Annotated in this window: 7 protein-coding genes and 1 pseudogene; 2 read left to right on the top strand and 6 right to left on the bottom strand. The window is 57.7% G+C overall.

The genetic code is table 11. The features are described 5' to 3' along the window. Both EDC90_RS17860 and EDC90_RS21310 read left to right on the top strand, forming a co-directional pair. Nucleotides 1-885, top strand: an 885-nt coding sequence (locus EDC90_RS17860) for a glycoside hydrolase family 3 C-terminal domain-containing protein (protein ID WP_207903953.1), incomplete at its 5' end; no start/stop codon positions are given. Between the two features lie 348 nt (nucleotides 886-1,233). Continuing rightward, nucleotides 1,234-1,332: pseudogene (locus tag EDC90_RS21310) on the top strand (IS6 family transposase); the annotation flags it as partial. A 72-nt stretch (nucleotides 1,333-1,404) separates the two neighbouring features. Here EDC90_RS21310 and EDC90_RS17850 read toward each other — a convergent pair. From EDC90_RS17850 to EDC90_RS17825, 6 genes are all read right to left on the bottom strand, one after another. Continuing rightward, entirely contained in the window at nucleotides 1,405-4,470 is a 3,066-nt protein-coding gene (locus EDC90_RS17850) for a glycoside hydrolase family 2 TIM barrel-domain containing protein (RefSeq protein ID WP_132313905.1), read from the bottom strand. Between the two features lie 188 nt (nucleotides 4,471-4,658). Further along, a complete protein-coding gene (locus tag EDC90_RS17845) occupies nucleotides 4,659-5,696 on the bottom strand; it encodes a UDP-glucose--hexose-1-phosphate uridylyltransferase (RefSeq protein ID WP_132313904.1) in 1,038 nt (345 codons plus the stop codon). A gap of 31 nt (nucleotides 5,697-5,727) precedes the next feature. Beyond that, complete coding sequence (locus EDC90_RS17840; protein ID WP_132313903.1) at nucleotides 5,728-6,885, bottom strand: galactokinase; 1,158 nt, start codon at nucleotides 6,883-6,885, stop codon at nucleotides 5,728-5,730. Nucleotides 6,886-7,055: 170 nt separating this feature from the next. Beyond that, on the bottom strand, nucleotides 7,056-8,315 hold the full coding sequence (locus EDC90_RS17835; RefSeq protein WP_132313902.1) for an ABC transporter substrate-binding protein: 1,260 nt from the start codon (nucleotides 8,313-8,315) through the stop codon (nucleotides 7,056-7,058). A 14-nt stretch (nucleotides 8,316-8,329) separates the two neighbouring features. After that, nucleotides 8,330-9,064 carry a DUF624 domain-containing protein gene (locus EDC90_RS17830; RefSeq protein WP_132313901.1) on the bottom strand — a complete coding sequence of 245 codons (735 nt, stop codon included), beginning with the start codon at nucleotides 9,062-9,064 and terminating at the stop codon, nucleotides 8,330-8,332. A gap of 36 nt (nucleotides 9,065-9,100) precedes the next feature. Continuing rightward, the gene (locus EDC90_RS17825) at nucleotides 9,101-10,210 is read right to left on the bottom strand and encodes an ABC transporter ATP-binding protein (protein WP_132313900.1); all 1,110 of its coding nucleotides are present in this window, start codon (nucleotides 10,208-10,210) and stop codon (nucleotides 9,101-9,103) included. Between the last annotated feature and the right edge of the window lie 12 nt (nucleotides 10,211-10,222).

The raw sequence follows: 10,222 nt of genomic DNA, 5'->3' as shown, positions 1-10,222 counted from the left end.
CTCGACATGATCCCGAGCGCCGTGGAAGCCGCGAAGAACGCCGATGTCGCCATCGTCTGTGTCGGCGACCTGTCCGGCATCTTCCAGACCGGCACGGTGGGTGAAGGCTCGGATGCGGACACGCTGGAACTGCCCGGCGTGCAGCAAAAGCTGCTCGATGCCGTGATCGAGACCGGCAAGCCGGTGATCGTCGTCATCTCCTCCGGTCGCCCCTATAATCTCGGCGGTGCGGAAGACAGGATCGCGGCCCAGGTCATGACCTTTTTCTCCGGTCAGGAAGGCGGCACGGCGCTTGCAAGCGTGCTGACCGGCGCGGTGGAACCCTCCGGGCGGCTGACGCTGTCGATCCCGCATAATGTCGGCGCAGCGCCCTATTTCTACAATCACAGCTTCAAGAGTTCCGGCACGCCGATCGCCCGCCACTTCGGCAGCCGCTATCCCTTCGGCCACGGCCTCTCCTACACCACGTTCGACTATTCCGACGTGAAACTGGAAAACGATGCCGTCGATATCGAGAAGGGCACCGTCCGGCTCTCCTTCACGGTGACAAACACCGGCGACCGCGATGGCATTGCCGTGCCGCAGCTCTATGTCCGCGACGAGATCGCCACGCTGGTGCGTCCGGTCAAGGAACTGAAGGCTTTCGGCAAGATCGCCCTGAAGCCCGGGACAAGCGCCCGCGTCACCTTCGAGGTGCCGACCGACATACTGAACTTCACCGGCTATGAAGGCTACCGCGTGGTGGAACCCGGCTTCTTTACGCTGATGATCGGCGCTTCCAGTGGCGACATCAGGCTGAAGACGCGGGTTGAAGTGATCGGAAAGCGCCGGAAGCTTCCCGCAAACTGGCGCATGTTGAGTGCCACTTTGACGGAAAAAGCCTGACCGGGGGGCCGGCTTCGACAGGCCTGAGAATACTGCTGCAGGCGAGACCGGCTCCCCGGTCTGGCCTGTGGCTGGTTGGTCTCTGTCTTGCGCTTCACCAGTGCTGCAGGGTCTATCGCAGTCAGCAGGCGTTTACACGGCCTCTGATACCGACGCTTGCGAAAGCACACAGCCGAGACAGGGATATGCGTGCCTTTCCCGTGCCGATGAAAGGCTGTGACTGCTCGTCGCTCAAACCCGAACGGCCTCACATTTGAAATCTTCTGTAAATTCTCGCTGCTTCAATTTTGGGTCTCCTGTCAATTTCATCCAACAGAAGCCCTCCACTGTTTAAGGGGAAGTCCAGTCATCACCTATGCGGTTTGGGCGTATCACCGGTTTGCATTGAGCACGACCGATGTGAAAAACCTTCGTGCTGAGCGCGGGATGGTGGTCGGCCGAAAAGCTGCCCACCCATGATCAGATTAATGCCATTTCACTCTCATCGCCCTTTTTCGAGACCGATCGTGCTCTGCTTGATTAAGCAAAATACTGACTTGGGTTTAATCGCCTCGCCTCCTCAATGCCAATCGGCGCAATTGAGAATTTCAGGCTCTGTGGCTCACTGGACGAAATGAGATAAGGTTCGTGAACAGGGGCGCCCCAACTATCGTCGCCCCCCACACCCATCTGTTTTGCAGCAAGCGTAATCACCGTGCGATAGACCGGCGGAAGTTCTTCTGGCCTCAATGCGTTCTCCAGCTCGAACGCATTCCATGGCAACACACCAAACTCGAAGGGCGCGCCCTCAGCTTCAAACCTGAGCCCTGCTCCGTTTTCGTCGGTCACCTCTGCAAACCGCGTTCCCATGCGATTACCGGATTCCTGCGGCACAAGATATTTGGCCAGATTGCCAGCCACCGTTCCGTTAAAAATACCCAGACGTGCACCACGCATACGGTCACAATAATTCTCATCCGGCCCGAAACCATAATAGCGGAACCGATCGAACCGGGCATCCATGGTAAACTGCAAGCCGAATATCGGGAGGATCGGTAAACCTTCTGCCCCTGGATATTCTGCATGCACATGGATGAGCCCGTCACGACCGACGCGATAGTTTACGATCGGCTCGACAGGAAGTCCGGGCAATGCGAAACGGTAACAAACCGAAGGCTCGTTGCTGTAAGCATCGACTTCGACACCGACAATTTTCTGATAAAGGCTTGCTGTTTGCCAAACGGCGAGATCAAAACCGTGTTTGCGGCCACGGTCGTTGTCCGTCATGGCACGCCAGAATGTTAGTCGCGGTGGACGACGAATGAACTCATAGTCCTTAACTTTCAGCGACGACAGCCCGCCATAAACCTCAGCAAACATAGCCTTGAAACCAGGGGCTTCGACACCGAAGTTGAGATCACCACGGACCACATTAAGATTGGCAGCAGCGACACCATCACCCGGTTTGCTTGCACGAGCGGCGGAAAGAACTGTTTCGCCAAAGGCCACTTCATGACCGGCTTCCGCCCACAAAGTTTCAGACCTCAGGCAAAGTGACGCCTGCAACACATATTCGCCTTCTGCATCCATATTGGGCAGTTTAATCGGAATATGGCGCGTCCCGCCTGCAGGAACATCGACAACCAGCTCCTCACTGGCCACAAGGCTTCCGTCGAGCATCAGTTGCCAGACAAGGTGGCTGTTATCTGTAGAAACGAAAAGGTTCTTGTTGCGCAGAGTAATACCGCCTGCATCGGGTATGATGTCCGCAGGCTGGTAAAGCCCTTTTACCTCCTGCACCTTTGGGGTCATTTCACGAAATGCGGTGACGATACCATCGGCACTAAACTCATAATCTGAGGGTCTGTCACCGAAATCACCACCATAGCCAAGCCTGTCACTCTCCGGATCAGTGGCAATGGCCTGATCGATATAGTCCCAGATGAAGCCCCCCTGATAGAGCGGGTACCGGTCTACAAGGTCTGTATAAAGATGCATCCCACCGCAGGAATTGCCCATCGCATGCATGTATTCACACAACACAAAGGGCTTTGCCGGATTGTCATTTAGGTAGGCTTCAACCTCCTGCGGCTTTGCATACATCCGACTTTCCATGTCAGATGTGTCATTATAGCGGCGATCATGAAATACGCCTTCGTAGTGCACCAGCCGCGAGGGGTCACGCTTGCGAAACCAGTTGGACATATCGTAGATAACGCTGCCGCCATACGCTTCGTTGCCACAGGACCATATCAGGATTGAGGGATGGTTCTTGTCACGTTCAACCATGGAGATCGCGCGATCGATGACACATTCGCGCCATTGCGGATTGTCGCCCGGCACGACCCAGCTGGGTTCGACCTTCCCATCCTTCTGCCATGAGCCATGGCTCTCAAGATTGGCCTCGTCAATGACGTAAAGACCGTACTCATCGCAAAGCCGGTAAAAAACCGGCTGATTGGGATAATGGCAGGTCCGGACGGCATTGATATTGTTCTGCTTGAAGAACCTCACGTCCCAGAGCATCTGCTCATAGGTCACGGCACGCCCGCGCCTTGCATCAAAGTCATGACGATTGATCCCGTTGAAAACGATCCGCTTGCCGTTGAGATGCATCACTTTGTCAATCATCTCGAAGCGGCGAAAACCTGTACGTTCCGGGATAAATTCAACAACCGTGCCGCTTGCATCTTTCAGGACGATTTCAAGGTCATACAGGTTCGGGGCTTCTGCACTCCAGAGATCCGGCTTTTCGACATGGAATCTCAGTTGCATTTCTTCCATGGCATCTGTCACTTGGGGTGCAATCACCACCCGGCCATCAGGATCCTTCAGGCTTACGGTAACCGAAGCGCCCTCTTCCGGTAGCCGCAGCTTCATTTCAAGCCGCAACTGCGCACTGTCAAAATCATCCGAAAGATCTGTCGTGACGAACAGGTCATCAAGATGCAGGGCTGGCTGGCTTTCAAGCCACACATCCCGGAAAATCCCCGTCAGCCGCCAGAAGTCCTGATCCTCGATCCAGCTCGCAGACGAGCGCTGAAACACCTGAACTGCAATCCGGTTTTCCCCATCCTCGATCAGCGAAGTCACATCAAAACGCGAAGGGGTGAAACTGTCTTCGCCATATCCCACGAACACGCCATTGAGCCAGACATAAAAAGCCGTCTCGACCCCATCGAAGGTCAGAACCACACGCCCACCATCCATCGGACCGGAAAAGCTGAAGTCACGCACATAGGATCCGACGAGATTGGCCTTAGGCACCTGAGGCGGACGAAGCTCTTCCACACCATCCCAGGGATATTGTGTGTTCACATATTGATTATCGCCGAAACCCTGAAGCTGCATATAGCCGGGAACGGCAATCCGGTCCCAGTCGGCAACATCAAAATTGCGGAGGAAAAACTCGGCCGGGCGTGTCGAAACGTTGCTGGCAAGATGAAACGACCATTCGCCATTCAGACTCTGGCGAAATACCGTTCCGCGCCCTGCTGTCGCTGCATCTTTCGAAGGATAGGAGATGTGGTCAGACACGGCGACAAGACGATTAACGGCAAAAACTTCCGGGTCAGCCAACCAGGCAAGGTCCGGTTTCAGTGTCATGAGGCATTCTCCATCCCAAAAATGTGAAGCTGCCGGTTAACAGAAAACCAGTGCAGCTCCTGAAGTCATTTCATCTCAGCGGTTCCCGAGGCAGCGCGTATGTATGCTCGGATCAGACCACCGTCGACTCAAGAAACAAGCAACGGCAGTAATGTCAGGCATCCGCGTCACTCAGGCAAAGCTCTGTTTTAGTCGTTCAGGTAGTGCTTTTCCGAAAGTTCCAGCAACCTTTGAGCGGCCTGTTCGGCGGTAAGATCGCGCTGCGGCGAGCCGAGCAGTTCGAAACCGACCATGAATTTCTTCACCGTGGCCGAGCGCAGAAGTGGGGGCAGGAAATGGGCATGCATCACCCATTCATCATGGTCGTGACCGTCGGTCGGCCGCTGGTGAAAGCCCATGGAATAGGGAAACGATGTCTTGAACAGATTATCGTAACGGATGGTGATCTTCGACAGCGCCTCGGCGAGATCGTTGCGCTCGGCCTCCGTCATCTCTTCCATCGAACGGATATGGCGCTTGGGCAGCACCATGGTCTCGAACGGCCAGACCGCCCAATAGGGCACCAGCACCACGAAGCCGTCATTTTCAAACAGGATGCGCTCGCCGAGCGCCAGCTCCTGTTCCAGATAGGCCATCAGCAGCGGCCGCCCATGTTTCTCGTAATAGGCGCGCTGGTTTTCCGTTTCCTTCGCCGCCTCGTTGGGCAGGCTGCGGCTGGCCCAGATCTGGCCGTGGGGATGCGGATTGGAACAGCCCATCATCGCGCCGCGATTTTCGAAAATCTGGACATGATTGATATCGGGATGAACGCCGAGTTCCTCATATTGCGCCACCCAGGTATCGACCACCTTGGCGATGTCGGCAACCGCCATGCGGGCAAGCGTCAGGTCGTGACGCGGCGAAAAGCAGATGACGCGGCAGATGCCGCTTTCGCCTTCGGCCAGCAGCAGACCATCCTCGAAACGCTCGTTCGGCGCATCTTCCGTCAGCGCCGCAAAATCGTTGTCGAAGACGAAGGTGCTCTCATAGTCGGGGTTTTTCTCGCCGTTGATGCGGGTGTTGCCGGCGCAGAGATAGCATTCCGGATCATGCGCCAGCATGTCCGGCACCACCGCATCCTCGACCTGACCCTGCCAAGGGCGTTTGGCGCGGTGGGGAGAGACCAGAACCCATTCGCCGGCAAGCGGATTGTAGCGGCGGTGCGGGTGTTCAAAAAACGCGTTCATAGGTTCAGTTCCTCTCATTCATCCAGCCAGTTTACCCGGCAAGCGGTCCCGCACCATCCTGCGGTGCGCAGGCAAAGATGTCGGAGGTGTGGCCGGTGGCATCGCGATAGGCCGCACGCACCTTTTCGACAAAGCCATCGACCGCATCGACGGCGACAAGGCTGACAACGCAGCCGCCGAAACCGCCGCCGGTCATGCGCGCGCCGAACACACCTTCCTGCGCCTGTGCGATCTCAACCAGCGTGTCGACCTCGGCACAGGAAATCTCGTAATCATCGCGCATCGAGGCATGCGAGGCATTCATCAATTGCCCGAAAGCCTCCAGATCGCCGCGTTCCAGCACATCGACGGCGGTCAACACGCGCTCGTTTTCGGTGACGATATGACGGCAGCGGCGGTAGGTGAGCTCCGGCAGAAGATCGCGGTTTTCCTCAAGCGCGTCGAAACTGACATCACGCAGCGCCGTGATCTCGCCAAGTGCGGGCTGCAGCAGGCGCACGCCTTCCTCGCAGGACGTCCGGCGCTTGTTGTATTCGCCATCGGCAAGCGCGTGGTGCACCATGGAATTGGCCACGACGATGCGCGCGCGCGGATCGATCGGCACAGGCTTGCGGTGCAGCGTGCGGCAGTCGATCATCAGGGCATGATCGTGAACGCCATTGCTGGAAATGAACTGATCCATGATGCCGCAACGCATGCCGACATAGTCGTTCTCCGCCTTCTGGCAGATCTTTGCGAGCTCGACGGTATCGACCTCAAAACCGGAAAGCGAAAGAAGCGCGTAGCCGACAACCACTTCCAGCGCAGCCGAAGAGGAAAGGCCCGAGCCGACCGGCACGGTGGATGACACCAGAATATCGGCACCCTTGAGCGTCTTGCCCGCAGCCTCCAGCATAACGGCAACGCCAAAGGCATAATCCGTCCAGTCGCCCCGCGGCTTGTTGCCTTCCGCGGCCAGGTCGATTTCGGCGCTCTTGCCGTTATTGAGGGAATGAATGCGGATGATGCGGTCGTCGCGCGCTGCCGCTGCCGCATGCGCCTCGAATTCGAGCGCTGCCGGCATGACGAAGCCGTCATTGTAATCGGTATGCTCGCCGATCAGATTGACGCGGCCGGGCGCGCGGAAAAGCTGAGGAGTGCCGCCGAAACGCTCGGCAAAGGCCTGACGCAATGCAACGATGTCGGACATATTCCCTCCCTGAAATCTGACGGGTGCATGTGATGATGAAAAAACCGGAACGTCAACCTGACTTATCAAGAAGACAGATGTTTTTTGGCAGGCCTTCGACAGACGGAAAGCGAGAGACGCATATGCGCGCCCCGGCAGCATAGCCGGGACGCGTATCCTGTGTTCAGGACTTACTTGTTGAGTTCCTGCTGGACGCCTTCATCCATGTTTTTCAGACCATCTTCGACCGAAATGTTGTCGGTCATGATGTTGTCATGGGCGCGGTTGAGGACAACCTCGATATCGGCCGCCTTCAGGTTGACCGGCATTTCGAGATAGCTCTTCACGGTCTTGAGCGCGCCCTTGCTGGTCTCGTCGGTCGGGAAGCCGTCCTTGGAGGTGATCGTGGCAAGAACCTCATCCGTCATCAGCGCCGGAAAGGTGCCGGTTTCGGCAATCACCTTCGCGCCTTCGGGGCCGGCGATGAAGTTGGCGAACTTCATGGCGGCATCCTTGTTTTCGGAATTGGCCGCAACGCCGACCGAGGTGACCGTCGCAGCGGTCGTGCCGGCCTCGATGCCTTCCATGTGCGGATAGCGCGCAATGCCCCAGTTGGTCGCCAGCGATTCACCGGATTCGACCTTCTGGATCTGGGTGCCGATAAACCAGCTGCCCATCGGCATCATCGCGACAGCGCCGTTGTAGAACGGACCGGAATAATGCGTGCCGGAGGTTTTCAGCTGGGCGTAGGACTGTACGGCGCCGTCTTCCTGAAGGCTCAGCACACGCTCATAGCAGGGCGCAAGAAACTCGTAGGAGCCGCCATCGAGCGTGTGTTCGCCATCCATGATGCAGGGCAGCTGCACGGTCGAACGCCATGTGTGGAACAGACCGCCATAGGTCTTGTTGGCGCCGAAACCGGATGTCACGGCACGGGCCTTCTCGGCGAATTCGTCCCAGGTCATGTCGTTGGTCGGATATTCGACACCGGCCTCGTCGAACAGATCCTTGTTGTAATAGAGGATCCAGACATCCGAGCGGAACGGCAGGGCATAGACATTGCCGTCGACCGTGAGCGCCTCGATCAGGCCGCCATAGGCTTCTGTGTCGATGCCGTTTTCGGCGATGTCGTCATTGAGCGGGGTCAGGAGATTGGTCCGCACAAGGTTTGCATAGCTTGGCGTGTCCTTCACCAGAACGACGTCAAGGTCCGATCCGCCACCAGAAAGCTGGGTCATCAGCATTGCCGGAAAGTCGGCCGAACCAAGATCGGTGTGTTCAACCTCGATATCGGGATATTTGGCCTCGAAGGCGTCGATGATCGGCTGGTAATAGGCCGTTGCATCCCAGTCCCACAGCGCCCAGTTGATGGTCGTCTTGTCCTGTGCCTGAGCGGCAAGCGGCATCAGGCCGACCGTTGCCAGAAGGGTCAGTTTGAGCAGGTTTTTCATAGTTACTCCTCCGTTTAGACGCGCTTTTGCGCCGTTGTCATGGTTTGCGCGTCCATATGCTCCACCCCCATAATGCGGGAGAACGCGAAACCGGTTGCCTTGTGCGCCCCAAATGCCAGTGCGAGCGCGCCAAGGGAAAAGTTGAAGACCACCGGGGTGAACACGGTGACCGGATAAAAGGCGATATGGATGAGCCAGAGCGCCGCCACGAAGGCGAGGCCCGCCAGCACCGGCAGCGGCCGGGCAAGAGCCGCCAGGAGCGCCACCTGCAGCAGCCTTTTGCCTGACAGCGGAAACCGCGTCAGCACCGAAAACAGGCAGACCGCCACGATCGCGACGAAGGCAATCACGCAGACGCCAATGGCCGTTGGCAGCACATAGACGAGCGCATGGCGGGCCAGCTGGCCGTAGATATAGACGGCGTAGCCAGCAAGGCCGAGAACGGCCGCGGCCAAAAGCCCCCAGCCCGTTGCCGGCCAGAAATGGCGGGCAAAGGCGCGGCGGAAATCCCGCCAGAGCCAGACATTGTCATCCTCGATCATGACATTGGCGATGCTCATGCCGGCGGCAAGCGCGGCAGGCGCCGTCACCACGGGAATGGAGCAGACCAGCATCAGGATATTGAGCTTGAACAGGTCCCAGGCCTCGCGGACAAGGATGAAGGCGAAGAGGGCAAGCCCCTTCTTCTTCGGCGCATTCTTGGGAATGCCCGGTCCTTCACGCATCATCCAGTTGGTCAGCCAGTTCATCTCAAGACGCCTCCCGCGCCCCTCAAACCCGTTGCGCTAGTACAGAATGGACTGCTCCGTTTCTTTGTCGAAAAGATGCGGATTGACGAGATCGGCAACGAGATTGATCGTCTCGCCGTCCTTCGCCGTACAGCGCGGAGACACCCGCGCGATCATGTCGTGACCATGCGCCGTCATGTTGAGATGGATCTCGGCGCCCATCGGCTCGGCAAGATCGACCAGCGCGCTGAACGGGCAGGTGAATTCCGGCGCGATGTCGTGGGGCTGCGATTCATGGAAATTTTCTGGCCGAAGACCGAGGATGATCTCCTTGCCCTCATAGGGTGCCAGCCTGTCCGCCTTGTCGCCGACGATCAGCGGAAAGGCCGTCTCGTGGAACCGGCCGATCCAGTTGTCGCCGGCGCGCTCGACGGCGACCGGCAGCATGTTCATCTGCGGCGCGCCGATGAAGCCGGCGACGAACATGTTGACCGGGTGATCGTAAAGCATCTGCGGCGTATCGACCTGCTGGATATGGCCGTCCTTCATGACCACGATGCGATCGGCCATGGTCATGGCCTCCACCTGGTCATGGGTCACATAGATGAAGGTACTGTCGAGCTGGCGATGCAGCTTGGTGATCGCCGTGCGCATCGAACCGCGCAGCTTGGCATCGAGGTTCGACAGCGGCTCGTCGAGCAGGAACACCTCCGGATTGCGCACCATGGCGCGGCCCAGCGCCACGCGCTGACGCTGGCCGCCGGAAAGCGCCTTCGGCTTGCGGTTGAGGAGATGTTCGATGTCGAGAATCTTCGCCGTTTCGCGGACCTTCTGATCGATCTCGGCTTCCGGCGCCTTTCTCAGCTGAAGACCAAATGCCATGTTCTTGTAGACCGTCATATGCGGATAGAGCGCATAGTTCTGGAACACCATGGCGATATCGCGTTCCTTTGACGGCACATCGTTGACAAGTTCGTCGCCGATATAGAGTTCGCCCGCCGAAACCTCTTCCAGCCCGGCAATCATCCTGAGCGTGGTCGATTTTCCGCAGCCGGACGGGCCGACCAGAATGATGAATTCCTTGTCGGCGATCTCCAGATCGATGTCATGGACAACCGTCAGCGCGCCGTATGTTTTTCTCAGTTTTCTAAGCGAGATACCGGACATAATCGTATCCTT

Origin of the sequence: Martelella mediterranea (assembly GCF_004342225.1) — a bacterium.
Taxonomy (GTDB): domain Bacteria; phylum Pseudomonadota; class Alphaproteobacteria; order Rhizobiales; family Rhizobiaceae; genus Martelella; species Martelella mediterranea_B.
Note: the sequence above shows the minus strand (reverse complement) of the source record. Positions and strands in the feature narration are given on the sequence as shown.